The 18,175-nt window shown below is 72.4% G+C and carries 11 protein-coding genes; 4 read left to right on the top strand and 7 right to left on the bottom strand.

Annotated elements, in window-relative coordinates:
- Positions 1 to 1,012 precede the first annotated feature (1,012 nt).
- Together ACFUK0_RS20090 and ACFUK0_RS20085 are read left to right on the top strand one after the other, a co-directional pair.
- Positions 1,013 to 3,808: a LuxR C-terminal-related transcriptional regulator gene (locus ACFUK0_RS20090; RefSeq protein WP_380252002.1), complete on the top strand. Its 2,796-nt coding sequence runs from the start codon at positions 1,013 to 1,015 to the stop codon at positions 3,806 to 3,808.
- Positions 3,809 to 4,228: 420 nt separating this feature from the next.
- Positions 4,229 to 5,188: an ACP S-malonyltransferase gene (locus ACFUK0_RS20085; protein ID WP_380252000.1), complete on the top strand. Its 960-nt coding sequence runs from the start codon at positions 4,229 to 4,231 to the stop codon at positions 5,186 to 5,188.
- A gap of 103 nt (positions 5,189 to 5,291) precedes the next feature.
- Here the strand turns inward: ACFUK0_RS20085 and ACFUK0_RS20080 are convergent, their stop codons facing one another.
- The gene (locus tag ACFUK0_RS20080; protein ID WP_380251998.1) at positions 5,292 to 6,893 is read right to left on the bottom strand and encodes a PQQ-binding-like beta-propeller repeat protein; all 1,602 of its coding nucleotides are present in this window, start codon (positions 6,891 to 6,893) and stop codon (positions 5,292 to 5,294) included.
- A 325-nt stretch (positions 6,894 to 7,218) separates the two neighbouring features.
- Complete coding sequence (locus ACFUK0_RS20075; protein ID WP_380251996.1) at positions 7,219 to 8,796, bottom strand: AMP-binding protein; 1,578 nt, start codon at positions 8,794 to 8,796, stop codon at positions 7,219 to 7,221.
- A gap of 232 nt (positions 8,797 to 9,028) precedes the next feature.
- On the opposite strand from ACFUK0_RS20075, the gene ACFUK0_RS20070 reads away from it, so the two are divergent.
- Complete coding sequence (locus ACFUK0_RS20070) at positions 9,029 to 9,316, top strand: phosphopantetheine-binding protein (protein WP_380251994.1); 288 nt, start codon at positions 9,029 to 9,031, stop codon at positions 9,314 to 9,316.
- A 372-nt stretch (positions 9,317 to 9,688) separates the two neighbouring features.
- Here the strand turns inward: ACFUK0_RS20070 and ACFUK0_RS20065 are convergent, their stop codons facing one another.
- The 3 genes from ACFUK0_RS20065 to ACFUK0_RS20055 form a co-directional block, all read right to left on the bottom strand.
- A complete protein-coding gene (locus ACFUK0_RS20065; RefSeq protein WP_380251992.1) occupies positions 9,689 to 10,930 on the bottom strand; it encodes a pyridoxal phosphate-dependent aminotransferase in 1,242 nt (413 codons plus the stop codon).
- Positions 10,931 to 11,000: 70 nt separating this feature from the next.
- Complete coding sequence (locus tag ACFUK0_RS20060; protein ID WP_380251990.1) at positions 11,001 to 12,323, bottom strand: KamA family radical SAM protein; 1,323 nt, start codon at positions 12,321 to 12,323, stop codon at positions 11,001 to 11,003.
- Positions 12,324 to 12,519: 196 nt separating this feature from the next.
- Complete coding sequence (locus ACFUK0_RS20055; protein ID WP_380251988.1) at positions 12,520 to 14,139, bottom strand: MFS transporter; 1,620 nt, start codon at positions 14,137 to 14,139, stop codon at positions 12,520 to 12,522.
- A gap of 100 nt (positions 14,140 to 14,239) precedes the next feature.
- On the opposite strand from ACFUK0_RS20055, the gene ACFUK0_RS20050 reads away from it, so the two are divergent.
- A complete protein-coding gene (locus tag ACFUK0_RS20050; RefSeq protein ID WP_380251986.1) occupies positions 14,240 to 14,839 on the top strand; it encodes a TetR/AcrR family transcriptional regulator in 600 nt (199 codons plus the stop codon).
- 177 nt (positions 14,840 to 15,016) lie between these two features.
- Here the strand turns inward: ACFUK0_RS20050 and ACFUK0_RS20045 are convergent, their stop codons facing one another.
- Positions 15,017 to 16,564, bottom strand: coding sequence for an amino acid adenylation domain-containing protein (locus tag ACFUK0_RS20045; RefSeq protein ID WP_380252060.1), 1,548 nt, complete (start codon positions 16,562 to 16,564; stop codon positions 15,017 to 15,019).
- Positions 16,565 to 16,704: 140 nt separating this feature from the next.
- On the bottom strand, positions 16,705 to 18,175 hold a 1,471-nt coding region (locus ACFUK0_RS20040; RefSeq protein WP_380251984.1), incomplete at its 5' end, for a thioesterase domain-containing protein.

Genomic DNA, 18,175 nt, shown 5'->3' with positions numbered 1-18,175 from the left:
AGCCGCCCATTCCCGCCACCGAGAAGTGAGACAACATTCTCAGAACGCCGATGCGAGCGGGGAATTCCCCCCGGACGCCCGGGGCCGCCCGGCACCGGACCGGGTACTGGACCACCCGGCGGCTGCGGCCACGGGCGGGCGGATCCGCCGACGCCGGATCCCACCACTGCCCCTCACAGTCGCGGGAGTTGGGCGGTTCGGCCAGGCCGACCCCGCTGTCACCGGACGGCGGTCCAGGGCGCACTCCCGGCCCGTGACGTGCGCCGGCGTACGCGGGAGGGGCACGCGTGGGGCCCTCGAATGGAGTCACGGTGCAATCGCACCGCCATAGTTCGCCCAGGCCTTCATCTAATCCACCACCGATCCCGGGCACCCGTCGAATAGGCAGGATTGACATCGCGAATTCACCCCTTAGCATCTACTCGCATAGAGTCCGCAAGGACATCATGAACGCGCGCTTCCCAGTACCGGGACCGGTCTCCGGGACGCGATGCGCATTGTGCGGTGTCGGCGTTCGCCATCGGGGGGATCTCTTGGACAGCACCACCTCAAGGCGCGACACACCGGCCGGGACAGCCCGGCCCGCGGCCCCCTCCCAGTCCTCCGCCCGACCGCCGGCCGGGCCCGCCACGGCCATCGCGCCGACCCTCTGCCCCTCCTCCGCCGAGCCGTCGGGAATCCGCGGCATTTGAGAACGATCCCGCTCCCGAACCGCCGCCGCGCCCCGGCGACCACGCGGCAGGGCCTGCCCCGCCGGTCACCCGGCACCCGCTCTGTTCCCCCGCTCCCCGTTTCCCGTCCGGATACCTGGCATCCGCCTGCGCAGGCCACCCTGGTGGCTGCCACCCGCGATGCACGCGCCCCAACGAGCCGGCGCAGCCACGCCCCGCCGCGGGGTTGCGGCACGCCCGCCGCCCGAACCCGTGCCACCGGCGGCCCGTCCGGGGCCGGGCCGCCGGTTCCGCACACCCTGAAGATCCTCTCCCATCACACACATCAACGGGGGCATGTCGTGAGAGACGTCGATTCCTCAAGCGCGCTGGGGTTGCTGAAGGAGGTCCTGGCCGCCAGCACGGAGGGCGGCGGCGGCCAACTCGCCCTGATCCAGGGCAGTCTGGCCTGCGGTAAGACCAGCGTGCTGTGCGACTTCGCGCAGTGGGTGGCCGCCTCCGGCGCACTGATACTGACCGCCACCGGCTCCCGGACCGAGAGTGATCTGCCGGCCGGGCTGATCGACCAGCTCTTCCAGAGCCCCGGGCTGCCCGCCGAACTCACCGAGCGGATCCGACGGATGATCACCTCGGCCATGCTCGCCGAGCCGGACGGGCCCGCCGGCTCCAGAACCATCCAGCAGCCCGGCGCGTTGCTGGTGCACGAGGCAAGCAGAGCACTGCTGGAGCTCGCCCGGACCCGCCCGCTGGTGATCCTGGTCGACGACGTCCACTTCGCCGACTCGGTCTCCCTGCGGCTGCTGCTCCACCTGCTGCGCCGGATGGGGTCCGTACAAGTGGTGATGGTGCTCACCGAGTGGGACTGGCCGCAACCGCCCCTGCCGCCGCTCCGGGCCGAGCTGGCCGGGCGGCCCCACCATCTGATCCGGCTGGGGCCGCTGACCGGCGGCGCGACCACCGAGATGATCACCCGCTCACTCGGCCCGCACGTCTCCGCCGAACTCGCCACCTCCTGGCACGACCTCACCGGCGGGAACCCGCTGCTGGTGAAGGCGCTGATCGAGGACGAGCGCGGCGCGGCGCTGGCGCCGCGGGCGAGCCGGGCCGAGCGCGGCGACACCTGGTCGCCGACGATGGGCTTCGCCTTCGCCGAGGCCGTCGCGGCCTGCCTGCACCGCTGGGAGCCGCTGGTGCTCCAGGTCGCGCAGGGCATCGCCGTCCTGGGCAACCGGGGTGAACCGGAGTCAATCGGACGTCTGATGGAGGTCCGCCCCGAGGCCGCCGAGCGGGTCATGCACACACTGTGCAGGGCGGGCCTGCTGCTGGGCGGTCGGTTCCGGCATCCGACCGCGGAGACCGCCGTCCTGGACACGCTCTCCCCCGAGGAGCGCTCCGCCGTACACGGCCGGGCGGCGGAACTGCTGTACCAGCGTGGTGTGGCGGCCGTGGAGGTAGCCCGCCAGATCATCGCCGCCGACCGGACCGCCGAGAGCTGGATGCTGCCGGTGCTGCGGACCGCGGCCGAGCAGGCCGTCGTCGAGGACGACGTGCCGCTGGCGATCCAGTGCCTGGAGACGGCCCTGCGCGCAGCCGACGACAGCGCGACGGTGCTGGCCGTCACCGCCGCCCTGGCCAGGACCGCCTGGCGGCTGAACCCGTCCGTGGCGGCCCCGTACCTCCCGCCGCTGCAGTCCGCGGTGCAGGAGGGCGTCCTGCACGGGCGCGACACGCTGGCCGTCGTACGGTGCGCACTCTGGAACGGGGACACCGAGGGCGTCACCGCCGTCCTACGGGCGCTGTCCGACTCCTCCGCCCTGGAGGACGGGCAGCTGTACGCGGAGGTGCGACTGGCCCACCAGTGGCACTACGGCTCCGACCGCGACCGCTTCCAGACCCTGGGATCGGTGTCGGCGGCCGGCGGCGAGCCGTGGGGCCAGGCGGCGAACGAGCTGGCCGCGGTGTGGAACCAGCGGGCGTCCGGCGCCGCCACCGGCAGCGCCGAACAGGTGCTGCAGAACTGCCACTTGGAGGACTCCACGCTGGAGTTACTCGCCTCCGCGGTCCAGGTGCTGATGGCGGGCGGCAAGCTGACGGAGGCCCTCGACTGGTGCGACCAGCTGATCGAGGAGGCTCAGCGCCGTCGCGCGGTGACCTGGCAGATGCTGCTGGGCTCGCTGCGGGCCAGGGTGTCGCTGAGACAGGGCAGGATCACGGTCGCCGCGGGCCGTGCCGAGGAGGTGCTCGGGCTGCTGTCCGGGCAGAGCTGGGGGGTGCTGATCGGGTGCCCGCTGTCGACTCTGGTCACCGCGTACACGGCGATGGGCCGGTACGACGCCGCCGCCGAGGCGCTCCAACAGGGAGTCCCCGAGGCGATGTTCGACACCGTCCACGGCCTGCGCTACCTGCACGCCCGTGGCCACTACTACCTGGCGACGGACCGGGTGCTCGCGGCGATCAGCGACTTCCAGCGCTGCGGACGGCTGATGCAGGACTGGGACCTCGACGTGGCCTCACTGGTGCCGTGGCGCAGCAGCCTGGCCGAGGCGAATCTGCGCCTGGGCCGGACGAGAGTGGCGTACGACCTGGTCAAACGGCAGATGGAACAGGCCCGGACGATGGACGAGCGCACCAAGGGGATCTCGCTGCGGGTGCTGGGGGCGAGCAGTGACTTCAGCCGGCGATCGGCCCTGCTGGCCCATGCGGTGTCGTGCCTGGAGAGCGCCGGCGACCGGCTGGAGCTGGCCAGGGCACTGGAGGACCTGGGCCAGGTGTACCAGGAACTCGACGAGTTGACCCGGGCGCGGATGCTGGCGCGCCGGGCGGCCCAGGAGACCAAGGCGTGCAACTCGGGTGCGGTGCCGGCACGGCTGGTTCCCCCGGACCTCCGGGTGAGTGCCGCGCTGCCGGCCAGGCGGGTCCGCCGCGCGGAGCCCGCGGAGCCCGCGGAGCCGCCGATGCTCAGCGACGCCCAGCGCCGGGTGGCGGAGCTCGCGGCACTGGGCCACACCAACCAGGAGATCAGCCGCCGGCTCTACATCACGGTGAGCACCGTGGAGCAGCATCTGACGCGGGTCTTCCGCAAGCTCGGGGTGAACAGCCGCAACGATCTCCCGGCCGGCTTCAGCGACCTCTCCTGAGCTTGACTCCGTCGGGGATCTCGGTTGGCGGTCGAAGTCGATGTGGAAGTCGTCCCGGGCGAAGCCCTCGTTCTTTCGGTGCCGGCGGGTGGGATTGCCCGGCAATGGCCCGGTGACAGTGACCTGGTGCTCGCGGGCGACTCGTTCCGAGTCGAGCTGAGGGCTTGCCGGGCGGCGGCCCTCCGGGCCCGGGGGTCCGTCGCCGGGTGCCCACCTGCTGGTTCCCGGCCGGTGGGGTCTCGGCGCGGCGAGAGCCTGGTAGGGGCCGCTAGGGGTGCCTCCGGTGACGCGGAGAGGGGATTCTGACGCCCGAACGGGGTCGGTGCGGCCCTCGCGGCCGGGCAACCGTCGCCGTACCGGGCCTGTCCGGCGTCGCGCGTGGCGGGAATCGTCGGACGAGCCCTGAGCGAGGACGTAGGCATGGAGACGCAAGAACGACCGGACGCTGCGATCCTCTTCCCCGGCATGGGACCCACCGCCTTCACGGACGTGGCCAGGTTCATGCTGGTCAACCCGGTCGCGCGCAGGCTGGTGGCCGTCGCGGACGAGGCCCTCGGCTACTCGCTGGTCGACCGGTACCGGCAGGCCGAGGGCGACTACTCGCCGTACGCCCAGATCGCCTTCGTGGTGAACTGCGTGGCGCTGGCGCAGTGGAGCCGGGAGCGGGTGGAGAGCGCGCCGCGGTACGTCGTCGGCCCGAGCTTCGGAGGGCGGGCCGCGGCGGTGTACGCGGGCGTGCTGAGCCTCCCGGACGCAGTGCTGATGACCTCGCGGCTGGCGGCCTGCATGGACGAGTACTTCACCCGCGAGCACCCGGACCTGGTGACGCACTCCTTCGTGCGGGTCCCTCGGGAGCAGCTGACGCAATTGCTGGGCGAGCTCGACGACCGGGGCGTGTGGCACGACGTCTCCTGCTACGTCGACGAGGACTTCTTCATGGTGACCCTGTCGGAGAAGGAGGTCGAGTGGCTCACCGAGCGGGTGCGCGCGGTGGGCGGCATGAACCTGTACACCATGAAGCCGCCGATGCACTCGCAGGCCTTCGGGGCGCTGCGTGACCGGGTGGACGAGGAGATCTTCGACGGGCTGACCTTCGCCGACCCGGTGCTCCCGGTCGTGGCGGACCAGGACGGCCGGGTGGCGACCACCGGTGCCGCAGTGCGGGAGATGCTGCTCGACGGGTTCGTCCGCCCGGTACGCTGGCCGGCCGTGGTCGGCTCACTGGTGGAGCTGGGCGTCGGCCGGCTGTACGTGGCGGGCCAGGACGGCATGTTCAGCCGGGTGGCCTGCACGACGCGGAACTTCACGGTGCTGCCGTTCACGCCCAGGGCGGGCGTGCAGCCCGTCCGCAGGAGCATGCCGGCGCCCGCGGTCCGGTGAGGACCGCCGGCGGGGGCGGTTGCCGCGCCGACCCCCGCCGACAGGCGTGCCGCGGGCCGGCCGGCTCGCACCGGCCGGCCTGCGGCTCCCTGCCGGTGCGTGCCTACCTGCCGTCGACGGAGAAGGCGTAGAACGTGCCCGTGGTGGTGCTGCCGGTGGTGCCGGCGTACGAGAACTTCGCGTAGCCGTTGCCCCAGTAGACGGTGCCGTCGACGACGGCGGCCCCGGCGATCGTGGAGTAGGGGCCGAGGTAGTCGAAGAGGATGCGTCCGGTGGCGGAGTCGATGGCGTACATCCGGCCGCTGGTGGAGCTCGCGTAGAGCACGCCGTTCGCAACGGTGACCGGGGCCCAGGCGAAGCCGTCCGACGGGTCGGCGATCTGCCAGGCGATCTGCCCGGTGCGGGCGTCCAGCGCGACGAAGGAGCTGCCGGTGGCGGTCGAGCCGTCGGGCAGCCGGTAGGGCTCCTTGCCGAAGTTGGCCTGGGCCAGGTAGACCCGCCTGCCATCGGTGGCGGTGCCCCAGAGGATGCCGCCGACCTTGCCGCCGGGGCCGGTGGCCGCGCTCCACACCACCTGTCCGGTGCCGGCGTCGAGCAGCCAGTACTCGCCGCTCTTCTGGCCGCCGCCGACGACCTGGCGCGGGTGGCCCGAGGCGTCGCGGATCGTGAACAGGTGGGCGCCGTCGCCGAAGTCGTAGTCGGGCCCGACGGAGGCCGGGCAGTTGTTCGGCGGGAACCCGGGGAGGCAGCTGACGTTCCAGGCGTCGAACCGCGCCCGGCCGCTGGCCCACTTGACCCGGCCGGTCCTGGTGTCGAGGGCCAGCACGGAGTCGACGTGGTCGTCGGGAGCCAGGCAGTCGCCGGGCGTGCCGCCGGCGGCCTGACAGTCGGCGACGCTCTGCGGCACCTGGTAGTTGTTGCCGGTGGTGAAGTACACCGTGCGGTGCTCGGCGTCGATCGCGGGGGTGCCCCACACTGCGGCGCCGCTGTAGCCGCCGGCCTGGCCGCCGTTGTCGGGCACGGTGTGGCGGGTCCACAGCACGCGCCCGGTCCGGGCGTCGACGGCGTTGGCGCTGCCCCGGAAGGTGCAGCAGACGTACGCCGGGTTGGCCGCGGCGAGCTCGGACTCGCGGGAGGAGACGCCCTGGTAGATCACGCCGTCGTGGACGACCGGGGACTGGGTGAGCACCGCGAAGGGGTGGCTGTCCAGCTGGGTCTTCCAGCGGAGTGCACCGGTGGTGGCGTCTATCGCGAGCAGGACGGCCTGGGCGTAGTCGCCGATGTAGACGGTGTCGCCGACCACCGCGGGGCTGGACCGCGAGACCGACCCGTCGAGTCCGGTGTAGTCGGAGACCTTGTGGGTCCACACGCCCTTGCCCGTCCTGGCGTCGACCTTGTGCAGGTAGCCGCCCCAGTCTGGGAAGTAGGCGGCGCCGCCGACCACGGCGGGGGTTGCGGAGACGTCGCCGTGGGTGGTGTAGGTCCATTTGACGGCCAGCCGGGCGGCGTTGCCGGTGTTGATCTTCTTTTCGAGGGGGTTGGACCGGGTGTTGGTCACGTCCCGCCCGATCATGGGCCAGCTCGGGGTCTGGCCGGCGGCACCGGCGGGCTGGACGCCGGGGAGGACGGCGACCAGGACCAGCGCGGCGGACAGCAGCAGGCCGCCGCGTCTCCAGCCGGACTGCTTGCGGAGAAGACGATGCACTGCATCGTTCCCTTCGATCGGTGGTGTTCGGCTGCCGGCGTGCGGGTCCGGGCGCACTGCCCGGTGGCCCGCGGCGTCGACAGGGGACGACGGGTCGCCCTCTCGGGCCCGTGCGGTCCGGTGCCGGCGTGTCGGCACCGGGAGCGCTCGGGGTCGGCGGGGCGGAGATCGTCCCGGGCGGAAACTAACGGCGGGGGGATTGGGGAGCAGCCCCTACCGGCCCCTACGGGGATGCCCGGAGGCCTGGCTGCGGGGGCGCCTCCGGGTCGGCCGGGCATCACGGACGGCGGCCGGACGCCGACCCGGCCCGTGGCATGCCGGCGGGTCAGGAGCGCAGCGCGGCCGCCTGTGCGGTGAGCCGCAGGCGGTCGGTCTTCCGGTTGGTGTTGAGCGGGAACTCCTCCAGCCGGCGGTAGTGCCGCGGAATCATCTGCTGCGGCAGCCGGGAGGCGAGCAGATGGACGAACTCCCGCGCGGACAAATCCCGGTGGCCGAGGTAGAAGACGAACAGCTCGGTGCTGTTACCGACGGGGACGCCGACCACCACGGCGTCCGCGACCGGTGCGTGGCTGCGCAGGGCGTGCTCGACCTCTGCGAGTTCGACCCGGTACCCCTGCACCTGGACCTGGGCGTCCACCCGGCCGAGATAGACCAGCTCGCCGCCGGCGACCCGGCGGACGCGGTCACCGGTGCGGTACCACAGGCGGGAGTCCCGCCGGAGGTACCTGCCGTGGCCGTCCTGCGGGTCGAGGTAGCCCGCGGAGACCTGCGGGCCGGAGAGCCACAGCTCCCCTTCGGCCCCTGAGGGCTCGCCGTGCTCGTCGAGGAGCAGTTCGGCGTGGCCCTCGTGAAGGCGGCCGAGGGGCACCACGCCGTTCACGCCGAGGGCGGGCGAGAGCTCCGGCGACCAGCGGTGGCGGTGGGTGGTGATGGTGGTCTCGGTGGGCCCGTAGACGTTGATCACGGCTGAGCCGGGGGCGGCGCGCTGCCAGTCGTCGGTGTCCTGGTACCGGAGGGCCTCGCCCCCGAAGAAGGTCCAGCGCAACGTGGGCATGGTCGCCGGCCCGAGGCCGCCGGTGCGGCGGGCCAGCGAGATCACGGCGGGTGCGGAGAACCAGACGGTGATCCCGTGCTCGGCCACGAATCCGGGCAGGTCCCGATAGGCGTGCGGGGGGACCGAGACCAGCGGGGCGCCGACACCCCAGGCGCACCACAGATCGGAGACGGCGGAGTCCCAGTTGAGGTTGGCCGCCTGCGAGAACACGTCCCTCGCGGTGAAGTCGTACCAGGAGTCCATGAGGCCGAAGTAGTGCGCCAGGTTGCCGTGCGTCAGGCGCACCCCCTTGGGGCGCCCGGTGGATCCCGAGGTGAACAGCACGTAGGCGACGTCGGAGGGGTCCGCGGGCCGCGGGCCGGCCAGGGCCCGCGCCGGGTCGACGGCGATGCTGTCGAACCCGTGCAGGCCGCCTGTGCCAGGCCCGTCCGGCGCCGGCCCGGCGGCCAGCACGGGCAGGCCGCGCCGGGCCACCGGCAGCCCGGCCAGGGCCGGCAGCAGGGCGGCCCCCTCGGCGTCCACGATCAGTGCGGAGACCTCGGCGGACTCCAGCATCTGCCCGGTGCGCTCCGGCGGGAAGTCCGCCAGCAGCGGCACGACCGTCAGACCCGCGTAGAGGCCGGCCAGGATGCCCACGTACGCCTCGACGCTGCGCCCGGCCAGCACGCTCACGACCCGGGGCGGTCCGCCCGGGGCGGCGAGCAGCGCGCCCGCCCAGGAGAGCGCCAGCCGGTGTGCCTGCTCGTAGGTCGCCGTCCTGCCCTCGGCCCGGATCGCCACACCGTGCGGCGACGCGGCCAGGCCGCGCAGGAATCTGGCGTGCAGGGCGCTGTCTGCCGGGCGGTCCATCGGAACTCCTTCTCACGGGGAGGCCCCGTGGGGATTTCGAGGGCCGCATCCGCCGCCCGGGGGAAAGCCTCGGGATACCGGGGAATGCGAGGACGCGGCCCGGTCCGACGCGGGACAATTCTAACTTCGGCCGGTCGCCTGTCAACGGCCGCCCGTTCTCCGGACAACTCCTCGAAAGGATCACGCCGATCTCCCGTTGACATCCGATCGGGAGTTTCGGCATCCTTTTCCCATGCCCGATGAAATCACACCCGAAAGCACCGGCGACGCCGGCGTGGACGCGCGGTTCGAGGCCGTCGTACGCCGCTACCTGCCCTTCCTGCCCGCCGACGAGCCGCTCGCCGACGACGCCGCGCTGCGCGACCTCGGACTGGACTCGATGGGGGTCGTCGAGCTGCTCGCGGCCCTGGAGAGCACCTTCGCCGTACGGTTCCGGGACGACGCCCTGAACATGGAGAACTTCGCCGCCCCCGACGTCCTGCGGAAGACTCTGGTCCGGATGATCGAGACACCCGCCTGAGCGGTCCGGGCGGACGCCCGGCCGGGCCCGGTACGGAACGCGGGTTCCGTACCGGGCCCGCGTCGTTTCCCGGCCGGAGCAGCGCCCGCCCGCTACCGCCGCACCCCGTACTTTCCCGGGCACCGCCGAACGCGAGTCGCAGGGTATTTCCGACGAAGGTCTCACCGATTGCTGACGGACACACCGAAAAGCGGGGGTCGAATCGTTGGACGACAAGCGCGCCAAAATCCTGCGGAACAGGTCCGCCAAGACCGGAAACCCGTCCGCCGAGCCGCCGGAGAACAGCAGGACAAAACCTCGAATCGGGACGCGAAAATTCTGCCGTTTGTTTCCGGCGGTCGGTGGAGCGGAATTCTGCGGGGCTTTCCGTCGTCATGCACGGAGTCGGGCGAAACTCTCCTCCAGTCGGTCGAGGACGACGCGCACGTGCGGGAGGGCGGTCGGGTCCGCCGCGTCGAGCGCCTGCTGCTGCTCCACCGCGGTTGCGCCGTAGAGCATGCTGGTGGCCGCCTTGAACCGCAGTGCCCGCTCGCTGTCGCCGAGGTGGTGCCCGGCGAGCACGACGATGCCGTAGGCGTCCAGCAGGTGCTGGAAGAGCGTCGGCGAGTCCTTCACGCCGTGCCGGGCCAGGTCCTCCCGGATCGGCTCGAAGTCGGGGTAGACGTAGAACGCTCCGGTCGGCGGGCGGCAGTCGGCCCCGGCGGAGACCATGATGCCGTGCACCGCGCGGGCCACCGCGCCGTGCAGCCTCGCTCCGGCTGCCAGCCGGGCCCGCAGTTCGGCCGGCTCGGCGAACGCGTACTCCGCGACCGCCTGCATGGGGCCCGCCAGGGTGGACCAGACCTCGCTGCCCACGGAGACCACGCCCTCCCGCAGCCGAGTGCCCCAGGGGCCGGCGGGGAAGCGTGCCGCGCCGATGCGCCAGCCGCCCAGGGCCAGGCTCTTGCTCAGCCCGGTGGTCACCACCGTCCGCCGCGGCGCCACCTCGGCCGGGCTGAGCAGGGGCGTCGCCGGGTCGTGCACGATGTCGCGGTAGATCTCGTCCGAGACGATCAGCAGGTCCTCCTCCTCCGCGATCGCGCAGATCTCGCGGACCAGCGGGGGCGGCGCCAGTGTCCCGGTCGGGTTGTCGGGCAGGGTGAGCACGACGATGCGCGGGTCGTGGCCCAGGGTGCGGGCCGCGGCGATGGTCTCCCTCAGCGCCACGGGATCGGGCACGCCGCCGCACTCGGCCGGGATGGGCACGCCGAAGGCCCGCTTGCCGGCCAGCCGCGCCTGCGGGGCGTAGGTGTTCCAGGCGGGTCGCGGGAGCAGCAGGTCGCCGGGGGCGGTCAGGGCCAGGGCCATCAGCAGCGGCTTGCTGCCCGGCGCCACGACCACCTGGTCGGGATCGGTCGGCAGTCTGCGGCGCCCGAAGTACCCTGCGACGGCGGTGCGGACGGCGAGGCCGCCCGCGACCGGTCCGTAGGCGTTGCGTCGGCTGCCCTCGACAAGCCGCTGCACCAACGGCTCGAAGACGGGCAGCCGGGCCTCACCGAAGCCGAGGTGCACGATGGACTCGCCCTCGGACTGGCGCTCGGCCACGAGTTGGTTGAGCGCAAGGTTGGGCGACACTCTCCGGTCGGCCACTGTTCGGCTCCTGTCTGTGTGATTCGCGCCGGTGGTTCAGCCCTGACGGGTTCGGTCAGCCGAGGCCTGCAATCGCGGTCGCCAGGTCGGGCGGGGTTGACTCGTGGAGCTTGAGCTCGTCGAGCCATGCTGCGGTGTCGCTGTGGTGGGCACGGAACGGACGGCCGACCAGGTTCGGGTCACGGGCCTGGAGCATCCGCAGCTGGAAGAACCGGCCTTCAGGGGTGGACTCGACCCCGTCGACCACGACCTTGCCGGGAGTCGCCGACATGACCGGCCCGCGGACCGTGCGGGCCAGACCGGGCAGCCGCCGGTAGGCCTCCTGGAAGATCTCCGCGGCCCTGGCCAGCGGGACCTTGAAGTAGTCGTACGGACCGGTGTCCCGTTCCACGAACATGTAGTACGGCACGACGCCGGCCGCCATCTCGGCCCGCCACAGCTCGTACCAGGTGGCCGCGTCGTCGTTGACCCTGGCGATCAGCGGGGCCTGCCCGTAGACCAGCGCGCCGGTGGAGCGGATCCGCGACAGCGCCTCGCGGGCGAGGTCGGTGGTCAGCTCGCGGGGGTGGCTGAAGTGGGCCATCACCGCGAGGTTCCGCCCGGTGGCGACCACCTCCTCGAACAGCCGCAGGACGTCGTCGGCGTCCTGGTCGGTGACGAACCGCTGGGGCCAGTAGCCGACCGACTTGGTGCCGATCCGGACGGTTTGCAGGGTGTCCACCGCCAGCAGCGGCTCGATGTGGCGGCGCAGCCGCTCGGTGGACATGACCATCGGGTCGCCACCGGTGACCAGCACGTCGGTCACGTCGGGGTGCTCACCGAGGTAGTCGATCAGCCGGTCCGGCGTCGGCGCGGCGAAGCGCAGGTCGGCGTCGCCCACGAACTGCGCCCAGCGGAAGCAGTAGGTGCAGTAGGCGTGGCAGGTCTGCCCCTGGCTCGGGAAGTACAGCACGGTCTCCCGGTACTTGTGCTGCATGCCGCGGAGGTCGACGCCGTCCTGGGCAGGCACGTTCAACTCCCGCTGTCCGGAGGGGTGCGGGTTGAGGCGGCCGCGGATCTGCTGGACGAGGGCGCCGAGTTCGGCCTTGGTGCCGGGGCCGGCGGAGAGCTCGGACAGCCGTTGCTCGTCTGCGGGGGTGAGCATTCCGCTCTGGGGGAAGACCAGTTGGAAGATCGGGTCGTCCGGGATGCGGCTCCAGTCGATCAGTTCCTGGAGCACGTAGTCGTTGACGCGGAACGGCAGGACCATCGACACCAGCCGCACGGTCTCCCGGACTTCGGCCGACAGCCCGTAGCGGTCCGCGATCTCGTCGGACTGTCGTGGTCCATGAGCGCGGAATCGCGCCGTCTCAAGGAGATTGACTGCCAGCGAGGGCATGCGGCTTTCCTCTCGGTTCCGTGCGTCGAGGACTGGGGTCTGCGGTCGACCTGAGCATGCAGGACTGCGAATCAGACGGTAGCCGAGCGGGCGCACCCCGGAACCCCCCAGGCAACCCCAGGCAGACCCTTACGACGCCGGGTGCGGCCCCGCACCCGGCGTCGTAACGGGGCGGGGACCGCGGGCGGGGGACCGGTCAGCTCTCCGCGGCGGGCAGGACGGTCCGGGCGGCCGCCGGATCGACGGTGGTGCCGGCCGCGGAGCCGGCGGTCCGCTGCTCCTGGTGCGCGTCGTTGCGCACCGAGCGCAGGGTGGCGAGCACGAAGGCGCCGGCCAGCACCATCACCGCGCCGCCGGCGAGCGCCGCCGCGTGCACCTCCTCGGCGAAGGCCGCACGGGCGGCCCCCGCCAGCGTGTCGGCGGCGGCCTGCGGCAACCGCCCGGCCACGGCGAGGGCGCCGCCGACGGTCTCCCGGGCCGGGCCCAGCAGGTCGGCCGGCACGTCCGCCGGCGCGTCCAGGGAAGCGCTGTGCGTGTACACCGCGGCGCCGATGCTGCCGAGCACCGCGACGCCCAGCGCACCGCCGAACTCCTGTGCGGTCTGGAGCAGGGCGGAGGTCGAGCCGGCCCTGGCCGGGTCCGCTGTGCCGACCACCAGCTCGGTGACCAGCGCGAGCACGGGTGCCAGGCCGAACGCGACGGCGGTGATGGCGATCAGCAGGAGCGCCAGGCCGTCCCGGTCGGGAAGCCGGGTCATCGCCAGCAGAGCCACGGCCGCGATGAGGAAGCCGCCGCAGATGATGTAGGCCGGGCGGACGCGACGCACCAGGGCGGTGGCGAGCGGGACCGAGACGCCGACCGCCACGGTGCCGGGGAGGGTCCACAGGGCCGACTTCAGGGCGCTCATCCCGAGCACGGACTGCATGTACTGGGTGCTGAAGAGGGCGAAGCCCACCAGGACGAACGAGGCCAGCATGTTGGTGACGACGGAGGCCCTGGTGACGCCGGCCCGCAGGACCTCGAGGTCGATCAGCGGGTCGGGGCTGGTCCGCTGCCTGCGGACGAACAGCGCACCGAACACCAGGCCCACCGCGATGCCGCCCACCGGCAGGACTCCCGGACCGTCCACGGCGATCCGCTTGAAGCCGTACACGATCGGCAGCACGGCGACCAGCGACAGCACCGCGCCGAGCAGGTCGAAGCGGCCGGCCGCCGGGGCGCGGAACTCGGGGAGCAGGATCGGCCCGACCACGAGCAGCAGGACCATCACGGGGATGTTGACCAGGAAGATCGACCCCCACCAGAACTGGCTGAGCAGAAGGCCGCTGATCACCGGTCCGAGGGCGGCGCCGGCGGCCATGCCGGTGGACCACACGGCGACCGCGGTACGGCGCTGGGCCTGGTCGCGGAAGATGTTGCGGATGAGCGCCAGGGTGGAGGGCATCAGCGTCGCCCCGCCGATGCCCTGCAGGGCGCGGGCGGCGATCAGCAGCTCGGGCGTGCCGGCGTAGGAGGCCAGCGCGGACCCCGCTCCGAAGGCGACGGCGCCGATCAGCAGCAGCCGCCGCCGGCCGATGCGGTCGCCGAGGGCGCCCATCGTGATGAGCACTCCGGCGAGGACGAAGCCGTAGATGTCGACCATCCACAGCTGCTGGGTACTGGACGGCTGGAGGTCCGCGGTGATGGAGGGCATCGCGAAGAACAGGACCGTCAGGTCCATGGACACGAGCAGGACGGGCAGCAGCAGGACGCCGAGGGCGGTCCACTCCCGGCGGCCGGCCGTCGCTTCCGGGCCGGGCAGATGAGACTCAGTCATGAGGACGACGCTAGAGCCCTGGCTATACGTTTGTATAGTACGCGCGTATAATACATACGTACATCTTGGACGTCTGTCGGCGAACAGTTAGCATCGGACCATGGGACATCGTGAAGACCTCCTGGTGGGAGCCAAGCTCTGCCTGCTCGAAAAGGGCTATGCGCGCACCACCGCCCGCGACATCGTGGCGGCCTCCGGGGCCAACCTTGCTTCGATCGGCTACCACTTCGGGTCCAAGGACTCCCTGCTCAACGCGGCACTCATGGAGGCCACCGAGGAGTGGAGCGGCGAACTCGAACGGGCACTGGCCGTCGGCATCGACCCGGCGGCGGACCGGGTGGAACGCTTCACCATCGTCTGGGATCGAATCATCGAACTGATCCGGCGTCACCAGGGCCTGTGGGCGGCGCAGTTCGAGATGTTCGGTGAGATCCAGCGCACCCCCGACATGCGCCCCTTCGTTTCCCAGTCGCAGGAACACGCCCGCCGCGGGCTGGCCGCACTGCTCCAGCAGGTCGACCCGTCGCTCGACGACGCCGCGGCCCGGTTGACCGCCACCTTCTACCTGGTCCTGATGACCGGACTCATCGCACAACTGCTCACCGACCCCGAGAACGCCCCGTCCAGCAGCGAACTGGCCGAGGCGGTCCGCCTGGTGGCCGCGCCGGCCGTGAGCGCGCCCGGAGCCGGGACGGCCTGACCGGGACGGTCCCGCCCGTGACGGCGGGGCACGCCGGCGGTGCGGGCCGGGCCGGCGACGGAGCTGTGACGGCGGCGCCGCGGGCCCGCCCGCACCAGGAGGGCAGTGGCGGACCCGCACCGGAAAGGCCGGACACCGGGTCCGCCCGCACCGAGCCGGCCGGCCGGGCCGGAGTCGCTACACCGGCCGCGTGACCGGCACCTGCGCCAGCGCCCGCCGGTCGGTCTTGCCGTTGGCCGTGACCGGCAAGGCGTCGATCAACTCCACCTGCCGGGGCACCATGTACGCCGGCAGCGCCTGCTTGCAGAAGGCACTCAACGCCGCCGCCCCCGGCACGTCTTCACCGGGGACGGGCACCACGAACGCGCAGAGCTCCGGGTCCTCCGTCTCCCGCCCCTCCCGGGGACGGACCACCACGGCGGCGGCCGCCACCCCGGGGAACTCCAGGAGCCGGCGCTCGATCTCGCCGAGCTCGACCCGGTTGCCGCGGATCTTCACCTGGAGGTCGGCCCGGCCGACGAAGTAGAGCTCGCCGTTCTCCCCGTAGTGGGCCAGATCCCGGGAGCGGTAGACCCGCTGACCGGAGCGGCGGTCCAGCGGGTCGGCCACCAGCGCCTCCCCGGTGGCCTCCGGGTCGTCCCAGTACCCGGTGAACAGTGACGGCCCGCGCAGGTAGATCTCCCCCGTCACCCCGGCGCCCTCGACGGGCTCGCCGTCCTCATCGATCAGCAGCATCTCCGCGCCCGGGTAGGCGAAGCCGATCGACAGCCTGTCCTGGTCCACCGGCAGCGGGTTGGGCACGTCGGTGAGCGAGAAGGCCATCGCCTCGGTGGGACCGAAGCAGTTGACCACCCGCACGTCGGACAGCAGCGACTGCAACTGCCGCAGCTCCGGCAGCGGGAACGCCTCGCCGGAGAAGAGCACCCCGCGGACCTGCCCGGCGAGCTCGGCGATCCCCTCCGCCTCGTGCCGCAGCGCCGCCCGCCAGATCGAGGGAACCCCGTTGACCTGGGTGGCCCCGGTGTCCCGCAGGAAGCCCAGCAGCAGCCGCGGCCAGTGCAGCAGGTCCCGCGGCACCGGCACCAGCGTCGCACCGCTGCCCAGGGTCAGGCCGATGTCCAGTAGCGAGAAGTCGAACTGCAGCGGCGAGGTGGTGGCCACGCGGTCCTGCGGAGTGACGATGCCGTGCTGCAGCATCCCCCGGTAGAACGACAGCACCCCGCGGTGGCTCATCACCACGCCTTTCGGCCGGCCGGTGGTGCCCGAGGTGAAGATGATGTACGCGGCGTCGGTGCCGACCGCGGCACGGCGGCGCCGGGGCCGCGGCAGCGGAGGGCGCTCCACCACGACGCCGTCCGGGCCGAACCGGGCCGTCCCCACCTCGGCCGGGATGCCCGCCCGGACACCCCCCGTCGCCTGCAGGTGCAACGCCGGCTCCGCCGTGGCGATGATCGACGCCAGCCGAGCCGCGGGCACCTCGGGGCTGACCGGGACGAACGTCAACCCCAGGAACGAACAGGCCAGCAGCATCGCCACGGCCGACGCGGAGTTGTCCGTCTCCAGGATCACCCGGTCGCCGATGTCCAGCCCGAGCTTGTCCAGGCCGACGGCGTAGTCCTGCATCCGTTGTTCGAGCTGCTGGTAGGTCAGCACGGTGAACTCGCCGGCCGGGCCCGCCTCGACGACGGCAGGCCGGTCCGGCGCGCCCCGGCCCTCCGCCAGCATGAACTCGTGGATCCGCTGGGCCGCCCCGCGCTCGACGGCGGCGGACGTTCTGCTCGTGCTCACCGGAATGCCTCCCTCTGGGTCGGTGACGCTTCTGCTCATCGGTCCTGCTGCTCGTACCGCTCGTGCTGTCAGTGCTGTCAGTGCCGCTCCCCGGGAACTCCGGGAAGCTCGGCCAGCCATCCGTCGATGACCCGGGCCGTGGTGGCGGCGTCCTGCTCCGCGATGGTGAAGTGCGTGCCGGGCACGGTACGTACCGTGTCCGCCTGCTCCCAGGTGGCCTGCCAACCGTCACCCCGCAGCATCGGGTCGCCCTCCACCGCCGGGTCACCGTTCATCGCGAACAGTTCGGCGGCCTGGACGAAGAGCAGCGGCGCGGCCAGGTCCTGCTCGCGGAAGTCCGGCAGCAGCTCCGCGTAGCGCCCCATGGCCGAGAGCTCCGCACTGCTGAACTCGCCCAGCACCGAAGCCCGTTCCTCGACCGCGAAGGCCATCTGGTCGAAGATCGCCTCGTTGATGCCGTGGCCGACCCGGTAGCTGTCCGCCATGATCAACGCTGCCGGACGCACTCCGAGTTCGCGCTCCAGGTGGGCGACGGTCGCATGGGCGAGCAGGCCGCCGGAGGAGAACCCGTACAGCACGAACGGCTCACCGGCCGCGGCCGCGACGACGCTGTCGGCGAGCACGCGCACGGCCGCCTCCCAGGACACGGGCAGGCTGTCGTCGCGGCTGAAGCCCGGGGTCGGGATCGCGCAGACCGGCACCGACAGCCCGGCGGCGAGCCTGGCGTGCTGATGGACACCGCCGGCCACGGTGGGCGTGCTCAGGCAGATCAGCTTCGGGGGCCGAGGGCCGTCCCCGGCCTGCGGGCGCACCGGGAAGGACACCGGCACCGGAAGCTCGGGCAGGTCGGCCGCGGACTCGAAGCCCGGACGCAGGTCGGCGACCGCCTGAAGCATCGCCATGCCCTTGCGTGCGTTCCCCCTCTGGACGGCAGCGAGGAACAGGTCGTACAGGGTCTCCTCACGCCGGCCGCCGGACCGGCCCGCGGAGCCGGTGGTCGCTGCGGATGCGCCGGGGCCGCCGACCGCGGGCAGGTCCCGCAGTTCGGCCTGGATGTGCTGGGCGAGCTCGACCGGATTCTTGCTGTCGAAGACCGCCATGGCGGACAGGTTCAGCCCGGTCGCGGTGTTGAGCAGGTTCCGCAGTTCGACCGCGGTCAGCGAGTCGAAGCCTGATTCGAGGAAGCCGCGCTCCCGGTCGACGGCAGTGGCATCGGCGTGCCCCAGCACCTGTGCCGCGTAGCCGAGCACGAGTTCCAGGAGGGTGTGGGCGCGTTCCTCCTCGTCCAGGCCGGCGAGGCGCTGCCGCAACGCCCCCTCACCCGACCCACCGGCCACCACCGCCCGACGCCGACCCGCCGGCACCAGAGCCCGCAACAACGCCGGCACCTCGTCCACCCGCGCCCGCAACGCCCCACCGTCCACCCTCAACGGCACCACCACCGCCGACCCGCAACCCAACCCCGCATCGAACAACCACAACCCCTCCTCCACCGACAGAGCCGGCATCCCCGCCCGCCGCATCCGCAGCAGATCCCCCTCCCCCAAC

Source organism: Kitasatospora sp. NPDC057223 (genome assembly GCF_042669755.1).
Classification (GTDB): Bacteria; Actinomycetota; Actinomycetes; order Streptomycetales; family Streptomycetaceae; genus Kitasatospora.
Note: the sequence above shows the minus strand (reverse complement) of the source record. Positions and strands in the feature narration are given on the sequence as shown.